This is a genomic window from Flavobacterium pectinovorum, assembly GCF_006438875.1.
In the GTDB taxonomy this organism is placed as follows: domain Bacteria; phylum Bacteroidota; class Bacteroidia; order Flavobacteriales; family Flavobacteriaceae; genus Flavobacterium; species Flavobacterium pectinovorum_A.
This window is the reverse complement of sequence record NZ_RCZH01000015.1, coordinates 40,342-60,233: the sequence shown is the minus strand read 5'-3', so window position 1 is coordinate 60,233 and position 19,892 is coordinate 40,342. Positions and strand designations below refer to the sequence as shown.

Genomic DNA, 19,892 nt, shown 5'->3' with positions numbered 1-19,892 from the left:
TCCGAGGAACGAGGAATCTCCGCGAGAAACTCTACAAAGATTGACAAAGATTGAGAAAGTTCCACGCATAGTTTGTCATTCCGAGGAACGAGGAATCACACACGTAACTCGGCAAAGATTGAGAAAGTTCCACGTATAGTTTGTCATTCCGAGGAACGAGGAATCTCCGCGAGAAACTCTACAAAGATTGACAAAGATTGAGAAAGTTCCACGCATAGTTTGTCATTCCGAGGAACGAGGAATCTCCGCGAGTAACTCTACAAAGATTGACAAAGATTGACAAAGCTTCAAGCCAAAGTTTGTCATTCCGAGGAACGAGGAATCACACACGTAACTCGGCAAAGATTGACAAAGATTGAGAAAGTTCCACGCATAGTTTGTCATTCCGAGGAACGAGGAATCTCCGCGAGAAACTCGATAAAGATTGAAGATGAAGATTACTAAGTTTCTAGTGTGATCCTTCCTCCGTCAGAAGGACAAAATTGAGAGTACTATTTAAACACATAGAAACATAGGTTTCAAATGTGTATAAAAGAATATAAAAAGAAACTAGTTTCTAACACATAGCTATGATTGTTAATGCAAGTGAAACGCCTTTTTTAAGCGATTCCAAAAACTATGATTCTATGTGTTTAAAAAAGACAATTCTTTAGAAGTAAAAGACAAAAACAAAAAACAAAAAAACAAAATAATAATGAGCAGTATTCCTTGGCAAGACAGACCAGAAAACAGTAACGACGTAATGTGGAGATATTCTGAAAATCCAATTATCAACAGATATGCGATTCCATCATCAAACAGTATTTTTAATAGTGCTGTAGTTCCTTTTGGAGATGGTTTTGCGGGAGTTTTCAGATGTGATAACAAAGCGGTTCAAATGAATATTTTTGCCGGTTTTAGTAAAAACGGAATAGATTGGGATATCAACCACGAACCAATTGTAATGCAGGCAGGAAATACAGACATGATCGAATCGGCATATAAATACGATCCGCGTGTGGTATTTATCGAAGATCGTTACTGGATTACTTGGTGTAACGGTTACAACGGACCCACAATTGGTATTGGATATACTTTTGATTTTAAAGAATTCTTTCAATGCGAAAATGCCTTTTTGCCTTTTAACAGAAATGGTGTTTTATTTCCACAAAAAATAAACGGAAAATATGCCATGTTAAGCCGCCCAAGTGATAACGGACATACGCCTTTTGGAGACATCTGGATTAGTTATAGTCCGGATATGAAATATTGGGGAGAACACCGTTTAGTAATGAAACCAACGCCTTTTGAAGACAGCGCCTGGCAATGTACCAAAGTAGGAGCGGGACCAATCCCGATTCTTACTGAAGAAGGCTGGTTAATGATTTATCACGGTGTAATTAATACCTGCAACGGTTTTCGTTATGCAATGGGATCAGCACTTCTTGATGTTGACTCGCCGGATAAAGTAAAATACAGAACACAACCTTATTTATTAGGACCTGCAGAACTTTATGAAATGGTTGGAGATGTGCCAAATGTGGTTTTCCCATGCGCTGCTTTACACGATGAAAAAGAGGATAAACTGGCGGTATATTATGGTGCTGCAGATACAGTTGTTGCCATTGCATTTGGTAAATTAAGTGAGGTAATTCAGTTTACAAAAGATAATAGTTTATAGAAAAAATATGCGTTTAAAATTTCAATGTTTTACGATGGTTCTAAGTTTTCTTTCGGTTGTGGGTTTTTCACAATCGAAGAAAAAGACCATTATTCCTAAAACTTATGTGGCGTCAAAAACAATGGTTCCAGTTGTAATTGATGGAGAAGAAAATGATCCCTCATGGAACAAAGTCGAATGGACAGAACTTTTTGAAGACATAGAAAATAATGTAAAACCAAAATATGCAACAAAGGTTAAAATGCTTTGGGATGAAACCAATTTTTACATTTTAGCGAAAATTGAAGAACCACATGTTTGGGCAAATTTGAAACAACGTGATACCATTATTTTTTACAATAACGATTTTGAAGTTTTTATAGATCCCGACAGCGACACTTTTAACTATTATGAATTAGAAATAAACGCCTTGAACACTGCTTGGGATCTATTTTTATCAAAACCTTACCGAGAAAATGACAATGTTGTTTTGAACGATTGGAATATTCCGGGATTAAAATCGGCAGTAAAAATCAACGGAACATTAAATAATCCAAACGATATTGATCAGGGTTGGGTTCTGGAAATGGCAATTCCGTGGGCATCTTACAAAACATCTTATTTTGACAAAAATGTTCCAGTAGATAAATTCTGGAGAGTCAATTTTTCCAGAGTAAATTGGCAACATTCTCTTGTTGACGGCAAATACGAACGTAAGAAAGATTCTGATGGAAAATTTCTGCCAGAATACAATTGGGTTTGGTCACCAATGGGAGTCATCAATATGCACGAACCGGAAAAATGGGGATATGTTTATTTTTCTTCCAAAGAAGGAAAAGACAACTTTACGATTCCGCAAGACGAGAAAGTTAAATGGGAACTTTATAATTTGTACAGATTTCAAAAAGAATACGAGGAGAAAAATAAAAGTTGGGCAAAATCAATAACTGATCTCACAAAAGAACCAATTAGTGTCGACGGTAAAATATTAAAACCATTCTTAGAAAATCATACAACAGGATACAACATTAGAGTTAAAAGTCCATTTTCTAATCAAACCTTTATTATCAGACAAGATGGTAAAATAATACAAAAATAAACCACTATGAAACTACCAAAACTATTCTTTTTTTTATTGGCATTTAGTATTTTTTCTTGTGCCAAAAAAGAAGAACAAACCACTTTTAAATTTGGAGTCTGGACAACCGCAGATGCCAAAAAATCAGACGCAGATTACTCAAAAGAATTCAAAAAATATAAAGATGGCGGCATCGATGAAGTATTAATCAATACTAAAACAGATCCAAAACTCTTGAAAAGATTAGTGCCTCTTGCCACAAAAGAAGGCTTGAAAGTACATGCCTGGATCATGGCGATGAACAGACCGGATGATTCAATTGCATTGCAACATCCGGATTGGTACATGGTTAGCAAAGAAGGAAAATCATGTTTTGATAACCGCCCTTATGTAGATTATTACCAATGGTTATGCCCAACCAGAAAAGAATCAAGAGAACACATTTTACATCTGGTTGAAGAACTGGCAAAAATAGACGGAATCGAAAGCATTCACTTAGATTATATACGTTTTCCGGACATCTTTTTACCAATTAGTTTACTGCCAAAATACAATTTGGTTCAGGATACAGAATTGCCTCAATTCGATTTCTGTTATTGTGATGAATGTATCAAAGCATTCGAAAAAATCCATCACAAAAATCCAAAAAACAGCCATAATACTTCGATCGATATGGAGTGGAAAAATTTCAGATTAAATGCGATTCAGGCTGTCGTAAATGATGCTTACAAAATTGTACACCAACACAATAAAAAATTAACTGCAGCCGTATTTCCTTATCCTGAAATGGCTGATCATATGGTGCGCCAACGTTGGGATAAATGGAATATTGATGAAGTTTATCCAATGATTTATCATAGTTTTTATGATGAAGAAATTGACTGGGTTGGATATGCTACAAAACAAGGTGTTGCTGATCTTGAAGATAAAAAAACGAAAATCAATACAGGAATTTATATTCCGGGATTGAAAAATGACAAAGAACTAAAAGAAGCTATTTTACTTGCGAAAGAAAACGGTGCAGTTGGTGTTTCTTTCTTCGACGGAAATGCATTGACCGAAAGTAATTTGAAAACCATCAAAGAAACAAAAGCCAGTTTAAAGTAACAGATTATTTTTAACACATAGAAACATAGATTTTTTTTCTCTCACAAGATTAAAATTTTGGACACAATTTTCACATTGCTCTGTGAATTAATATGATTTAAACGTCTTTTTTTTATCTTTAAAATCTATGTTTCTATGTGTTCATAAATCAAAGCCAATGATTAAAGGATTAAAAAGATTAAAAAAGAAAATCTGCTCAATCTGCGTGAAAAAATGTTCACCACATAGCTCGAATTTGGAGATCTACACAGAATCTATCTATTCAGAATAAAAAGGCAAGAATAAAAAAATAAAGAATGAAAAAAACAATATCCATATTATCATTATTAATTGTTTCTGTAGTAACTATAAATGCTCAGGAAAAAGTTCCGTTTTGGCAAAATGAAAAAATCAATGAAGATAATAGAGAGCCGATGCACGCTGCTTATTATGTTTTTGAAAATGAAGCATTGGCAGCCAAAAACGAATGGAGACAATCAAAAAATTATCTGGATATTAACGGAGCCTGGAAATTTAAATATGTTGACAGTCCAGGCGCGCTTCCAAAAGATTTTGAAAAAACCAATTTTGATGATAAATCGTGGGATAATTTTAGAATTCCGGCAAGTTGGGATGTAAATGGTTACGGATATCCGGTTTATGTAAACACAACTTATGATTTTGATTATCTGATGGCGCCAAATCCACCGTTTGTGCCTGTAAAATACAATCCAACGGGAGTTTACAGAAGAGAAATTACAATTGATAAATCGTGGGAAGGAAAAGATATTTTTCTGCATATTGGAACTGCAAAATCAAATCTTACCGTTTGGGTAAATGGCGTTTATGTGGGTTATGGTGAAGATGGAAAATTACCTTCTGAATTCAACTTAAATAAATATGTAAAAATGGGTAAAAACACCATCGTTTTGCAAGTTATGAAATGGAATGACGGTTCGTATTTAGAATGTCAGGATATGTGGAGAATGAGCGGAATTACTCGTGATTCGTATTTGGTTGCCAGAAATAAAGCGCGTTTAAAAGATTATGAAATCGTTCCGGATCTTGATGCTTCTTATATAAATGGAAGTTTAAAAATCTCAACGGAATTTTCTGATTTAAATAAAAATGACAGTTATAGTTTTGAAGTTCAACTGAAAGACGACGGAAAAATTATCGATTCTAAAAAAGTAGCTTTATCATCAGAAACTAAAAAATTGAGTTTTGATTTTGCTGCAAATAATCCGAAGAAATGGAGTGCTGAAATTCCGAATTTGTATCAAATAAGTTTTATTTTAAAAGATAAAAAAGGAACTGTAATTGAAGTAATCAATCAAAATGTTGGTTTTAGAAAAGTAGAAATTAAAGGCGGGCAACTTTTAGTAAACGGAAAGGCGATTTACATAAAAGGAGTAAACCGTCATGAAGTCGATCCGGTAACGGGACAAACGATTTCAAGAGAACGCATGGAAGAAGATATTAAAATCATGAAACAATTTAATATCAATGCGGTGAGAATGTCGCATTATCCAAACGATGAATATTTTTATGAATTATGCGATAAATACGGAATTTATGTTGTCGATGAAGCTAATATAGAATCGCACGGAATGGGATATGATATTACCAAAACGCTGGGGAATAAACCAGATTGGGAGTTGGCACACATTCAGCGTATGCAGCGTATGATTGAAAGAGATAAAAATCATACTTCGATTATTATCTGGAGTATGGGGAACGAAGCCGGAAATGGATATAACTTTTACAGAGGATATTTGTGGATTAAAAACCGCGATAAATCAAGACCAATTCAGTACGAAAGAGCCACCGCAGGCGGCTGGGACGGAAAGGATTTAAAATTCGAATGGGATTCAGATATTATCGATCCAATGTACAGTTCTCCAAACAAAATGGAAGAATATATTCTCGCAAACCCAAATCCGTCAAGACCTTATATTCAGTGTGAATATGCGCATGCAATGGGGAATTCGATGGGAAATTTTAAAGATTATTGGGATGTATATCGTAAACATCCAAACTTTCAGGGAGGATTTATTTGGGATATGATTGATCAGTCGGTATATAAAACACTTCCGGACGGAACACGCATTTTGGCTTACGGAGGAGATTTTGGACCAAAAGACGTGAGAAGTGATAATAATTTTGTAAATAATGGTGTATTTACGGTAGAGAGAAAACCAAATCCGCATGCTTTTGAAGTAAAAAATGTGATGCAAAACATTTTAACTTCATGGGAAAATCAGGAAACGGCAACGATTAAAGTTTACAACGAATTTTCGTTTAAAGATTTAAGTAATGTGACCTTGCATTGGAAACTAATTCTGGACGGAGTTGCACAAGACACGGGAGTTATTGATTATCTGGCAATAGATTCAAAGCAGTCTAAAACATATACTTTACCAATTAAATTAGGCGATAAAAAGTTTCAGGAAGCTTTTATAAATATAAGTTATCAGCTAAAACAAGACGAGCCGTTTTTACCAAAAGGTTTCGAAATTGCCACAGAACAATTGGCATACAAAGGAACCTGGAAAAATGATATTAAGATCGAAGGTGCATCAAAAATTTCTGTAGACAAAAAAGTAAACAGCACGGTTTTTAAAAGTGATAAAGCCGAAATTACTTTCGATAAAAAAACAGGATTTATTAGTGGATATTCCTTCAATAATTTTCCAATAATAAAAGAAGGTTATCAATTGCGTCCGAATCTTTGGAGAGCACCAAACGATAATGATTTTGGAGCTAATTTTCAGAAAAATTTAGTGGCATGGAAAGAAGCAACAGAAAATCCAATACTTATAAATTGGAGTTACACTGCTACAAAAGATAATAAAATAGAAGTAAAAGCAACGTACAATTTACCTCAGGTTTCGTCGACATTAGAACTGAATTATGAGTTTAACAGCAACGGAGAATTAACGGTTAAAGAAGAATTAAATCTTGATAAAACCAAAGAACAGCCTATTTTACCAAGATTTGGAATGGAAATTATCCTTCAGAAAGATTTTAGCAATATGACCTATTACGGAAGAGGTCCACACGAAAATTACATTGACAGAAATTACAGTTCGCAAGTTGGTCTTTACACGCAAACGGTTTCAGAACAATATTATCCATACATCCGTCCGCAGGAAACAGGAAATAAAACAGATGTTCGCTTTTTAGAATTAGTTAGCGATAAATTAAAATTAATGGTAACATCAGATAATTTATTAGCGATTACAGCTTTACATTTTTTAAATGAAGATTTAGACGATGGTTTGCAGAAAGACCAAAGACATGCCGCTGAATTGAAAGAAAGAGATTTAACAAGTTTAAAAATCGATTCTAAACAAATGGGAGTTGGCGGAATCGACAGTTGGCAAGCCTGGCCAATGGAAAAATATCTTTTGAGAGACAAAAATTATCAGTATCAATTTAAAATAACACCATCTTTTAAATAATAATTATGAGATCATTAAAACCCATATTCGTCTTAATCTTCTTTGCTGTTTTAAGTTCGGGTTATAGCCAAAAAGTTTTTACTGAGAAAGACATTCAAATTATTCCGAAACCGAATCAATTGCTGATTCAGCCCGGAACTTTTGAGTTTTCTAAAAATACCGTTTTTGTCGCCAATACTGATTTTCAAAAAGAGATTTCGAATGCGTTAATCAGCAAGTTTGAAGCTGCTGCAGGTTTTCGTCCGGTTTTGGGATTAAAAGCACCTTCAGCAAATTTTGTTCAATTTAAAATTGATGCAACATTCCATAAAGAAGCCTACAAATTAGAAGTAAACAATAATACGATCACCGTTACAGCAAACGGAAATGCAGGTTTTATTTACGGATTAGAAACCATCAGACAATTACTTCCGGTTGTGATCGAAAGTAAATATGCGATAACATCTGCAAAATGGCAAATTCCGAACGTAACGATTACGGATGAACCGCGTTTTAAATGGAGAGGTTTGATGTTGGATTTATCGCGTCATTTTTTCGATAAAAATTATATTCTGGCTACAATCGATCGTTTGGCGATGCACAAAATGAACGTTTTGCATTTGCATTTGGTGGATGATCAGGGCTGGAGAATCGAAATTAAAAAATATCCAAAATTAACCGAAGTTGGAGCCTGGAGAGTCGATCAGGAAAACGTTTCGTGGAATGCAAGATTAACCACAAATCCGGATGAAAAAGGAACTTACGGCGGATTTTTGACTCAGGAAGAATTAAAAGAAATTGTAAAATACGCAGCAAGCAAAAACATCGAAGTAATTCCGGAAATCGAAATGCCGGCACACGTAAGTTCTGCAATTGCATCGTATCCTGAATTGGCTTGTTTTGATCAGCGTATTGGTGTTCCGTCAGGCGGATTATGGCCAATAACGGATATTTATTGTGCAGGAAAAGAAACGACATTCACATTTTTAGAGAATGTATTAGACGAAGTAATGGCTATTTTTCCTTCTAAATATATTCATATTGGAGGAGATGAAGCTACGAAAACCAATTGGGAGAAATGTCCGTATTGCCAAAAAAGAATCAAAGATCTGGGGTTAAAAAACACAGCCGAATTGCAAAGTTATTTTGTAAAACGAATCGAAAAATACATCAATTCTAAAGGCAAAAAAGTAATTGGCTGGGATGAAATATTAGAAGGAGGCTTAGCTCCGGAAGCAACTGTAATGAGTTGGAGAGGAACAAAAGGCGGTATTGAAGCAGCAGATCAGGGGCATGATGTCATTATGACTCCGGAATCGCCTTGTTATTTTAATTTTTATCAAGGCCCTCAAAACGAAGAACCATTAGCCTTTGATGCTTACAATCCGTTAAATGAAGTGTACAAATTTGATCCTGTAGTTTCTACTATGACGCCTCAGGAAGCGGCACATGTTTTAGGTGGTCAAGCCAATTTATGGGCAGAACATTTAGCATTACCAAAAGATTCTGAATATATGATTTTTCCAAGATTGGCGGCATTATCAGAAACTTTATGGAGCTCAAAAGAAAGCCGTAACTGGAATGATTTCACAACAAGATTGTTTACATTATTAAAGCGTTATGATTATTTAGGAATCAATTATGCGAAAAGTGCTTATTTGGTAACCGCTTCTTCTACAGCTGATTTAGCCAATAAGCAAATCAAAGTTGAGTTGAAAAATGAATTTCCAAATCCGGATATTCGATATGTTTTGGGCGATAAAAACATCGATCATAATGCTGTAAAATATATTAATCCAATTGAATTTAGAGAAACTACTATCTTAAAAGCTTCTCTGTTTCAAGATGAAAAACCAGTTGGAAAAACATTTACGGATACCATTATTTTTCATAAAGCATTTGCTCACAAAGTTAAATATCTAACTCCATTTAATGAAAATTACAAAGGAGATGCCAATACCATGATAAACAGTATCAGAGGAAGTAAAAATTTCCATGACGGACAATGGCAAGCCTGGATTGTTAATGATATGGAACTTGTCATTGATCTTGAAAAATTGGAAAATATTGAGCACGTAAGTGTTGGAACTCTTGAAAGTCAGGGCGCCGGAGTTAATTTTCCTGTAGAAGTCAAAGTATTGGTTTCGACAGACGGAATTACATACAAACAAGTTGGAAAGCTATCAAGACCTTATGCTGTAAACCCAATTCCGGAATTGAAGGATTTCAAAATTAATTTTCAGAAACAAAATGTACGTTACATAAAAGTAATAGCGGTTAACTTAAAGAAAAGTCCTAAAGGAGAAAGTTCATGGTTATTCGTGGATGAAATTTTAGTGAATTGAGAATAAAGTAGACAAAGTTGAATTACGCATAAAATTTAAACATATAGAAACATAGATTTATTTGTTGAAGTGTATAAAAAGAGATTTAAAAAAAAACTAATTTTTAACACATAGCTATGTTGGTTAATTAACGTGGTTAAAACTTTGACAAAGCTTTACGCTCAAAGTAGCCCCAATATTGTCATCCCGAGGAACGAGGGATCTCCCCAAGAAACTCGACAAAGATTGGGTTTTCGTTGAGGAGTTTCTTACGAAGATTTCTCCTTCGTCGAAATGACAAAAATGAGAATAAATTAAAGAAAGTTAGATTACGCATAAAATTTAAACACATAGAAACATAGATTTATTTGTTGAAGTGTATAAAAAAGAGATTTTAAAAAAAAACTAGTTTTTTACACATAGTCCCGATAGCTATCTGGATGTGTTAATGCAAAGTGAAACGCCTTTTGCATTCCAAAAAGCTATGTTGCTATGTGTTTAAAAATAAAGACAAAACAAAAAACAAAAAACAAAACCATAAAATAGAATAAAGATGAAAAGAGGAATATTTATAATCGCATTATTATTTTCCGTTCAAATGTTTTCGCAGGCCATTTATGAAGATGAGCGCTATGTACCGGAAACGGATCCGTTAGTGTTGAAAAATTTAGAGCAATGGCAAGGCAAAAAGTTTGGATTGTTAATGCACTGGGGAACTTACAGCCAATGGGGAATTGTAGAATCATGGTCTATTTGTCCGGAAGATTATGGATGGTGTGAGCGTAAAAAAGGAAGCAACTCAGGCAATTATAATGAATATGTAAAAGAGTATGAGGGCTTAAAAAAATCATTCAATCCAACCAAATTTGATCCGGTAAAATGGGCAAAAGCAGCAAAAGCAGCCGGAATGAAATACATGGTTTTCACTACAAAACATCATGACGGATTTAATATGTACGACACTAAATATTCTGATTATAAAGTGACTGATAAGGATTGTCCTTTTAGTACAAATCCGAAAGCAGATATTTTGAAAGAAGTTTTTAATGCTTTTAGAGCTGAGAATATTTCAACCGGAGCATATTTTTCTAAACCAGACTGGCATAACGAAAATTACTGGGATCCTTATTTTCCGCCTTTCGACAGAAACGTAAATTACGATCCGACTTTATATCCTGAAAAATGGCAAAAATATGTTGATTTTACACACAACCAAATTTTAGAAATTCTGACCAATTATGGTAAAGTTGATATTTTATGGCTTGATGGTGGATGGGTTAGAAAAAGAGACCAACAAAATATCAAAGAAAATTACGAAGAGAAATTTGCAGAAAACGAATCTAAAAACGGTTTCATCAAGCACAGAGTAGTAGAGCAAGATCCTAAAATGGACGAATTGGTAATCAAAGCACGTCAAAAACAACCGGGATTAATTGTAGTTGATAGAGCGGTTCACGGAAAAAACCAAAACTATTTAACTCCTGAAAACAGAGTTCCTGAAAAAACATTGCCTTATCCTTGGGAATCTTGTATTACATCTGGCGGCGGCTGGTCATATACTCCGGATGCTACTTATTTAACCGGAAGACAAGGTATTCATATGCTTGTTGATGTGGTTGCAAAAGGCGGAAACTTGTTGTTGAATATTGCACCAAGTCCGGAAGGAGAATGGCAAAAAGGAGCTTACGATTTATTATCAGCTTACGCAGATTGGATGAAAATAAATAGTACAGCAATTTATGATACAAAACCAATTGCTCCTTTTAAAGAAGAGAACATTTGTTTTACTCAAAATAATGCCGGAAATGTATTTGCATTTTATTTAGCAAAAGACGGAGAAGATAAAATTCCTGCAACGGTTACAGTGAAATCTATCAGCCCTAAAAAAGGAACAAAAATCACGATGTTGGGTTCAAAAACGGCACTTAAATGGACAAAAGAAGCACAAGGATTTAAAGTTGTAATTCCGGAAAGCCTTAGAAATAACTTACCTGCAAAAGAAGCATGGACTTTAAAAATTGAAGCTATTAACAAATAGAAATATGTTTTCGATAAAAAAAAAATCACACAAAACAGCATGTATTTTTTGCATGCTGTTTTTTAGCATAAGCATTTTTGCACAACAGAGTCCGGTGGATTATGTAAATCCGTTTATTGGTACGTCTAATTTTGGAGCTACTTTTCCCGGCCCAATCGCACCACGCGGAATGGCGAGTATTAGCCCGTTTAATGTTGCTGGGGTAAAAAATACGCCAATGGAAAAAGACAGCCAATGGTTGTCGAATCCTTACGTAAATGAAAATAATTTTTTAACCGGATTTAGTCAGGTTAATTTAAGTGGAGTTGGTTGTCCTGAACTGGGTGTTATTTTACTAATGCCTACAACAGGAAAAGTAGAAATCGATCATTTAAAATACGGTTCAAATTATTCGAATGAAATTGCTAAAGCAGCTTTTTATAGCGTAAACATTGACAAGTATAAAGTAAAAGGCGAATTTACAGCTTCAACGCGAGTAGGCGTAAGCAGATTCACTTTCCCGAAAGGGCAATCGAATATTTTATTAAATCTTGGTTTGGGATTAACCAATGAAGAAGGAGCGATGATAAAAGTCGTTTCATCAACAGAAATTGAAGGAATGAAAAGCGTTGGTTCATTTTGTTATAATAGTCCGGAAGATGCTTATCCCGTTTATTTTGTAGCGAAATTTTCTAAGCCTGCAAACAAATTTGGTGTTTGGAAAAAAACGGCAAAATACAATGGTACCGAAGCGCAATGGATGGGATATAATGGAAAAACCAGAATGATGGAAAATACCATTAAAACGGTTGTTGGCGATAGTATTGGAAGTTATTTTACGTATAAATTCGAGAAACAGGAAACAGTAGAAGTTAAAGTTGGAATCTCGTACGTAAGTATCGAAAATGCCCGTGAAAATTTAGAAAAAGAAACCGGAAAGAAATCTTTTGATGACGTTTATAAAGAAACCTATAACGAATGGAATGAAGAACTTTCGAAGATTATGGTTGAAGGCGGTTCAAATGATGACAGAACGATTTTTTATACGGCTTTGTATCACACTTTAATTCATCCAAATATTTTAAATGATTTTAACGGACAATATCCGGAAATTAAGAGAACTAAAATTGGTAAAACCGATGGCACACGTTATACCGTATTTTCGTTGTGGGATACGTATCGAAATATGCATCCGTTAACGTCTTTGGTTTATCCCAAACAACAATCTGATATGATAAAAAGCATGTTGGAAATGTATGATGAAAATGGCTGGCTGCCAAAATGGGAATTAAATTCGACTGAAACATTTACCATGGTAGGAGATCCCGCAAGTATCGTAATAGTTGACGCTTGCTTAAAAGGAATTCAGGATTTTGATATTTACAGAGCCTATTATGCCATGCTAAAAGGTGCTGATAAAACAGAAGATAATCCGTTGCGTCCGGGACTTAAAGAATATATCGAAAAAGGATATTTATCGACCAATTATTCTGGTCCGGTTTCTACAACATTAGAATATAATACTTCGGATTATGCCATTTCACTTTTAGCGAAAGCGTTGGGTGAAAAGGATGATTATAAGCGTTTTGCTAAACGTTCCTTATCCTACCAAAAATTATATGATAAAGATTTAAAATTACTTCGACCAAGAACAGCTAACGGAAAATGGTATGAACCTTTTGATCCCGAAGCAGGATCTAATTTTCAGGCGAATGTTGGTTTTATTGAAGGCAATGCCTGGCAATATGCTTTTATGGTGCCACACGATATGAGAGGATATATAAAATTAATGGGCGGCGATAAAGTTTTCTCAGAGCAATTGCAAAAAGTCTTTGATCTCAAACAATTTGATATGGCAAACGAGCCGGATATTGCTTATCCGTATTTATTCAATTATGTAAAAGGACAAGAATGGAAAAGTCAGGAAATGGTTAAAAAACTGGTACAGGAATATTTCCAAAACAAACCGAAAGGGTTACCGGGAAATGATGATACCGGAACAATGTCTGCCTGGTTGGTTTATTCGATGATGGGAATTTATCCAATATCGCCGGGAGATCCAATTTACACCATTACAACGCCAATGTTTCATAGAATAACAATCAAACTAGATCCAAGATATTATAAAAAAGAAAGCATTGTAATTGAAAGACAAGAAAATAATGACGGAAAAATCAATTCGATTGAGATAGACGGAAAATCACTTAATAGCTTTTTTATTTCGCATGAAGATTTTGTGAATGGAACAAAGCTGAAAGTGATTCAAAATTAAAAACAACACAATTATGTTACAACTTAAAATCAAAAAAACAGCCATTATTTGTGTAATGGCTGTAGGTTTTTTTAACCATGCCTACGCCCAAAAAAAATACCCGTATCAAGATCCAAAAACACCGGTTGAAGATCGGGTAAAAGACTTGTTAAGCCGAATGACCCTTGAAGAAAAAGTACGCCAAATGGACATGTACAAAGGTGAGTTTTTTAAAGAAAAAGAAGATTTTTCTAAATCTAAATCAGATGCTAAAATTGGAAATCTGGGCATTGGAGCGATTCATGATATTTATCCGCGTTCAGCGAAAATGATTAATGATCTTCAAAGCGAAGTAATTAAAAAGAACAAGTGGGGAATTCCTGCTTTGATTATGTGTGAGATGCTTCACGGTTATCTGGATGATGGAAGTACGGCTTTCCCAATGAATATTGGTCTGGGTGCAACCTGGGACACAAATTTAATGCATAAAGTTGGCGGCGTAATTGGTACCGAAGCCAGAGCGCACGGAGTTCATTTTGGATTGGGTCCAAATCTTGATGTTGGTCGCGAACCACGTTGGGGCAGAGTTGCAGAAACTTTTGGTGAAGATGTATATTTAATTGGCGAAATGGGGACGGCAATGATTAAAGGAATGCAAGGCGATGATTTAAGATCTGACCGTTCTATTATTGCTGAACCAAAACACTTTGCAGTTCACGGTATTCCGGAAGGTGGAGCAAACTCTTCTCCGGTTTTAGTTGGAGAACGTTCAGTTCGTCAGGATTTTTTACCATCATTTGAAAAAGCATTTAAAAAAGGCGGCGCATTGGGAACCATGTGTGCGTATTCTGAACTAGACGGAATTCCTTGTGCAGCGAATCATTGGTTATTAACCGATGTTTTAAGAAAAGAATGGGGTTTTAAAGGAATTGTAGTTTCAGATTTAGGTGCCATTAAATATTTGCAAGTAACACATTATGTAGCAAGTTCTCCAAAAGAAAGTATCAGAGAAGCTGTTTCGGCGGGAGTTGATATGCAGTTTTATGATTTTACAAATGAGTTTTGGCAAACCAGCATTATAGAATTGGTAAACGAAAAGAAACTTACAATGGAGCAAATTGACCGTGCTGCCGGAGGAGTTTTAAGATTGAAATTTTTATTGGGATTATTTGAAAATCCATACACAGATAAAAACCTGATTAAAGAGCGTTTTCATACCAAAGAAAATCAGGATGTTGCTCTGGAAGCGGCACACAAATCTATTGTTTTATTAAAAAATGAAAACAATATTCTGCCCTTAAAAAAAGATATTAAAACAATTGCTGTGATTGGGCCAAATGCAAATGCTTCGAGATTAGGAGGATATGCGGTTAAAAATAAAGTAGGAACAACTGTTTTAGAAGGCGTTCAGCAAGTTTTAGGTAAAAATGCCAATGTACTTTATGAAGAAGGGGTTCCATTAATTGTAAAAGGACAAATTATTCCGTCGAAATATTTATTTACTCCTGATGAATCTCAAAACGGATTAAAAGGAGAATATTTTAATAATAGAAAAGTAGAAGGAACTCCGGCATTGACCCGTATCGACAATCAATTAGAGTTCGATTGGCCTTGGTCTCCGGGCGATGGCGTTACTGATGATGATTTTTCGATTCGCTGGACAGGTTATATAAAATCAGATAAATCATTTGACGGTTGGTTGGGATTAAGTTCTGATGACGGAATCAGAATGTGGATTGATGATCAATTGGTAATCGACAACTGGACAAAAGGTGCGACAAGCATGGTAACAACTCCAAAAAATATCGAAGCCGGTAAAAAATACAAAGTCCGCATTGAAATGTGGGAAGGCGGCTGGGGAGCCAGAGCGCACTTGCGTTGGAATTTAGAAAAAGTAAACTTTCAGCCTGCGATCGACATTGCTAAAAAAGCCGATGTTGCGATTGTAGTTTTAGGGGAATCAAACGAATTGGTTGAAGAAAACAGAGATGTTGCGTCGTTAGACTTACATGGAATGCAGCAGGAATTGATCGAAGCGATTCAAAAAACAGGAACTCCCGTAGTTTGTGTATTATTAAACGGTCGTCCGCTTTCTACAAACTGGATCAGCGAAAATATTCCGGCAGTTGTTGAAGGCTGGTTTCCTGGAGAGTCAGGAGGAAAGGCTGTAGCCGATGTTTTATTTGGAGATTATAACCCTGGTGGAAGATTACCAATTACAGTTCCAAAATCTGTTGGGCAGTTACCTATATATTATAACCAGAAACCATCAGCGATTCACAGATATGTTGCAGAGAGCGAACATCCTTTATATACATTCGGTTACGGATTAAGTTATACGAAGTTTGAATATTCAAATCTTAAAATTAATTCGGCAGAAATTAAAACAGATGGCGAATTGAAAGTTACTGTTGATGTTAAAAACACAGGAAATGTTGATGGCGATGAAGTAGTACAATTATATGTTCACGATATATATAGTAGTGTTACGACTCCGGAAAAAACTTTAAAAGGATTTAAAAGATTAAATATCAAAAAAGGCGAAACCGCAACTGTTGAATTTAAATTGACAGCTGACGAATTATCTCTTTGGAACCGAGAAATGAAAAGAGTTGTAGAACCTGGGGATTTTGAAGTGATGGTTGGAGGAAATTCAGTTGATGTACTGAAAGTAAATTTCAAAGTTCTGAACTAATTTGGTTGAATTGAGTGAAATGTTTAACGTTTAAGAATTTAATAGAATAATTCTATTGAAAAAAGGATAAAATGCTTCGATTAATTCGAAATGAGTTTTAGGAATAAATAAGATAAAGATTACTATTTATAACGTTTTCGTAATGTTAAAAGATAAATGTATTCCCTACACCTTTTGAAAATTGTCATTTGTCGAAATTATATTTTGTTAACAAAATGTATGCTTAAGTTTAACATGTTATTAACTCAAAAACAACTAAACATGATTAAAGACGTACTAAAATTACTGTTTGTTTTGTGCTTATTCGGATTTCAAAATCTGGAAGCACAAACAACGGTAAAAGGAACGATAACAGATGCAGTGAGCGGAATTCCAATCCCTGGCGCAAATGTTGTTGTTAAAGGAACAAGAACAAGTGCATCATCAGATTTTGATGGAAAGTACATTATTGTGGTTCCAAACCAATCTTCAGTTTTGGTTTTTACTTACGTGAGCTCTGCGCCAAAAGAGGTAGCCGTAGGAACCCAAACTACTGTTGATGTTGCATTAGGTGCAGCGACACAACAGTTAGGTGAAGTAGTAGTTACCGCTCTTGGTATTAAAAGAGAAAAGAAAGCTATTACGTATTCTGCTCAGAACATTTCGGTAGGTGAGCTTTCAGAAGCAAGATCACTAAACGTTGCCAACTCACTTTCAGGTAAAGTTGCAGGTCTTAACTTCTCTACAACATCAAATGGAGTAGGAAGTTCGTCGAGAATTACATTAAGAGGGAATCGATCTCTAACAGGTAACAACCAGCCAATGTATGTGGTAGATGGTGTGCCAATTAGTAACGGAACAACAACCGGAAATCCTGATATTGATACAGGAGGAACTACACAGCCAGATGGTATTTCGAACATCAACCCTGAAGATATTGCGTCGATGACGGTTCTTAAAGGACCATCTGCAGCAGCACTTTATGGAACGAGAGCTAGTAATGGTGTTATCGTTATAACTACAAAATCAGGTAAATCCGGAAAAACGTCGGTTTCATTATCTTCTAATTTTATGGCTTCTACAGCGTATGATTTAACCAACTTTCAAAATGAATATGGTCAGGGAACGCAAGGAGCTTACAACCCAACTTCGGTTTCAAGCTGGGGTGGTAAATTAGACGGAAGACAAGTTTCGGCATGGCAGCTTGTTCGTAATCCAAACTATTCAGGACCTGCAACTACAGATTACAGTCCGCAGCCAAACAATGTTATGGATTTCTATAAAACAGGTTATAATTTAGCCAATACATTGACTGTTACAGCAGGAAATGAAAAGGCACAAGGTTATTTTTCTTATACTAATACAAAAGCTGAAGGTATTGTTGGCGGAAATCAATTAGACAGGCACAACCTTAACTTAAGATTGACAAGTAAAGTTTCGGATAAATTATCTTTGGATGTAAAAACAAATTATATCATTCAGGATATTGATAATTTATTAAGAACAGGAGAAGAATCTATTGGTACATCGGCTTATTTATTGCCTCGTAGTATTAAATTCAACGAGTACAAAAACTTTGAATATACAGATGCAGCTGGTCAATTGCAACAAAACTATTTTATTGATGAAGCTGGTTCTCCGGGTGGAAACCCTTACTGGTCTGCATTACGCGATGATTCACGTACAGACAAAAGAAACAGATTTATAGGTCTTGCGTCTCTTAAATATGACTTTACAAAAACAATAAGTTTACAAGTTAGAACTGGTTTAGACCAAATGACCAACAAGAATGTTAGAAATAGATATGCTACAATGGCTTTTAACAATAATCTTGGTTCTTATAGCGAATCTTATGAAACAGTAAGCGAATTCAATACAGATGCTTTACTTTCTTATAACGAAAAATTTGGTGATTTCTCTGTAGGTATCAATGCCGGTGCAAATGCATTGCAGCAAAATAGTTCTTCATTAAATTCAGGAGGAGTTTTAAGCAAAAGAAACTTTTTTGCGCTATCAAATGTATCAACGATTCAATCCATTTCTGCAGCTTCAGAAAAACGAATTAATTCTGTTTACGGTTTTTCACAAATTGGCTTTAGAAATTATTTGTTCCTTGATTTAACAGCTAGAAATGACTGGTCTTCTACATTACCGGCAGCAAACAGATCTTTCTTTTATCCTTCTGTAGGTCTTTCAGGAGTACTTTCGGATATGTTTAGTCTTCCGGAAGTTATTAGCTTTGCTAAATTAAGAGCTTCATATGCAAAAGTAGGTAATGATACAGATCCTTATCAAACAAGTTCAAGATTATCCTATATTGGTGGTAACGGTGGTATGTTATATGCTCAAACAACAGCTGCAAACCCTAATTTAAGACCAGAGATGTCAAGTTCTGTTGAATTTGGTGGAGAAGTTAGATTTCTTAAAAATCGTTTAGGTTTAGATGTTACTTATTTCCAAACCAATACAAAAGATCAGATTTTTTACATCAATACTCCAGAATCTTCTTCGACTTCAAGAGCTGTTGTAAATGGTGGAGAAATTCAAAACAAAGGTATCGAGGTTGTTCTTACAGCAACTCCAATTCAAACAGAATTCTTTTCTTGGGATGTAGCGGCTAACTTTGCAACTTACAGATCTGAAGTAAAATCTATTTATGGAGGAAGAGAAGAATTAGTTCTTGGTGAAGGACGTTTGGTAAGAAGCAAAGTAATTCAGGGTGGTGAATATGGAGATTTATATATTAAAGGTTTCCAAAGATCTCCTGAAGGAAAAATTATTGTAAACAGTGCAGGTATTCCATTGGCAACAAATAGCTTTGATGTTCGTGCCGGAAACTTTAATCCGGATTGGACTGCAGGTTTGAAAAATACCTTTAAATACAAAGATTTCTCTTTAAGTTTCCTTGTTGATTTTAGAATTGGTGGTGAAGTTATTTCATACACTCAGGCAAGAGAAGCTGGTTTAGGAGTTAGTGATATAACTTTGGCAGGAAGAGATGGCGGAATCGTTGTTGATGGTGTTGTAGCAGGTGCAGGCGGAACTTATACTCAAAACACTGTAAGTATTAATGCAGAACAATACTGGACAGCAATCGGGCAAAGAACACCTATTGCAGAACCTTTTGTTTATGATGCTACAAACATTAGATTAAGAGAACTTGTTTTTGGTTATTCTTTACCAAAACGCATGTTATACAATTCAGGTTTTACAAGTATTGACTTTTCATTGGTAGGAAGAAATTTATTCTTCTTCATGAACAAAGCTAAATATTTTGATCCAGAAGCAGGCGCTGGTACAGGAAACTTGCAAGGTATTGAATCTTTCAACATTCCTTCAACGAGAGATTATGGGGTTAATGTTAAATTTGGATTTTAATT

At 35.1% G+C, this 19,892-nt stretch carries 9 protein-coding genes; all 9 read left to right on the top strand.

The features are described from left to right. The first annotated feature begins 694 nt into the window (after positions 1–694). A complete protein-coding gene (locus EAH81_RS20015; protein ID WP_140510519.1) occupies positions 695–1,660 on the top strand; it encodes a glycoside hydrolase family 130 protein in 966 nt (321 codons plus the stop codon). A gap of 7 nt (positions 1,661–1,667) precedes the next feature. Continuing rightward, positions 1,668–2,738, top strand: coding sequence for a carbohydrate-binding family 9-like protein (locus tag EAH81_RS20010; RefSeq protein WP_140510517.1), 1,071 nt, complete (start codon positions 1,668–1,670; stop codon positions 2,736–2,738). A 6-nt stretch (positions 2,739–2,744) separates the two neighbouring features. Next, positions 2,745–3,824, top strand: a complete 1,080-nt coding sequence (locus tag EAH81_RS20005; RefSeq protein ID WP_140510515.1) for a putative glycoside hydrolase — start codon at positions 2,745–2,747, stop codon at positions 3,822–3,824. A 296-nt stretch (positions 3,825–4,120) separates the two neighbouring features. After that, on the top strand, positions 4,121–7,267 hold the full coding sequence (locus tag EAH81_RS20000; RefSeq protein WP_140510513.1) for a glycoside hydrolase family 2 TIM barrel-domain containing protein: 3,147 nt from the start codon (positions 4,121–4,123) through the stop codon (positions 7,265–7,267). A gap of 5 nt (positions 7,268–7,272) precedes the next feature. Beyond that, entirely contained in the window at positions 7,273–9,591 is a 2,319-nt protein-coding gene (locus tag EAH81_RS19995) for a family 20 glycosylhydrolase (RefSeq protein WP_140510510.1), read from the top strand. A gap of 532 nt (positions 9,592–10,123) precedes the next feature. Continuing rightward, positions 10,124–11,608: an alpha-L-fucosidase gene (locus tag EAH81_RS19990; RefSeq protein WP_140510508.1), complete on the top strand. Its 1,485-nt coding sequence runs from the start codon at positions 10,124–10,126 to the stop codon at positions 11,606–11,608. A gap of 4 nt (positions 11,609–11,612) precedes the next feature. Next, a complete protein-coding gene (locus EAH81_RS19985) occupies positions 11,613–13,859 on the top strand; it encodes a GH92 family glycosyl hydrolase (RefSeq protein WP_140510506.1) in 2,247 nt (748 codons plus the stop codon). Positions 13,860–13,872: 13 nt separating this feature from the next. Then, entirely contained in the window at positions 13,873–16,533 is a 2,661-nt protein-coding gene (locus tag EAH81_RS19980; protein ID WP_140510504.1) for a glycoside hydrolase family 3 protein, read from the top strand. A 261-nt stretch (positions 16,534–16,794) separates the two neighbouring features. Beyond that, positions 16,795–19,890: a SusC/RagA family TonB-linked outer membrane protein gene (locus tag EAH81_RS19975; protein ID WP_140510501.1), complete on the top strand. Its 3,096-nt coding sequence runs from the start codon at positions 16,795–16,797 to the stop codon at positions 19,888–19,890. Positions 19,891–19,892 lie beyond the last annotated feature (2 nt).

Excerpts from the sequence above, each read along its gene's own strand:
- EAH81_RS19990 (WP_140510508.1), top strand. The coding sequence starts at position 10,124 with ATGAAAAGAGGAATATTTATAATCGCATTATTATTTTCCGTTCAAATG.
- EAH81_RS19980 (WP_140510504.1), top strand. The coding sequence starts at position 13,873 with ATGTTACAACTTAAAATCAAAAAAACAGCCATTATTTGTGTAATGGCT.
- EAH81_RS20015 (WP_140510519.1), top strand. The coding sequence starts at position 695 with ATGAGCAGTATTCCTTGGCAAGACAGACCAGAAAACAGTAACGACGTA.
- EAH81_RS20000 (WP_140510513.1), top strand. The coding sequence starts at position 4,121 with ATGAAAAAAACAATATCCATATTATCATTATTAATTGTTTCTGTAGTA.
- EAH81_RS20010 (WP_140510517.1), top strand. The coding sequence starts at position 1,668 with ATGCGTTTAAAATTTCAATGTTTTACGATGGTTCTAAGTTTTCTTTCG.
- EAH81_RS19975 (WP_140510501.1), top strand. The coding sequence starts at position 16,795 with ATGATTAAAGACGTACTAAAATTACTGTTTGTTTTGTGCTTATTCGGA.
- EAH81_RS19995 (WP_140510510.1), top strand. The coding sequence starts at position 7,273 with ATGAGATCATTAAAACCCATATTCGTCTTAATCTTCTTTGCTGTTTTA.
- EAH81_RS20005 (WP_140510515.1), top strand. The coding sequence starts at position 2,745 with ATGAAACTACCAAAACTATTCTTTTTTTTATTGGCATTTAGTATTTTT.
- EAH81_RS19985 (WP_140510506.1), top strand. The coding sequence starts at position 11,613 with ATGTTTTCGATAAAAAAAAAATCACACAAAACAGCATGTATTTTTTGC.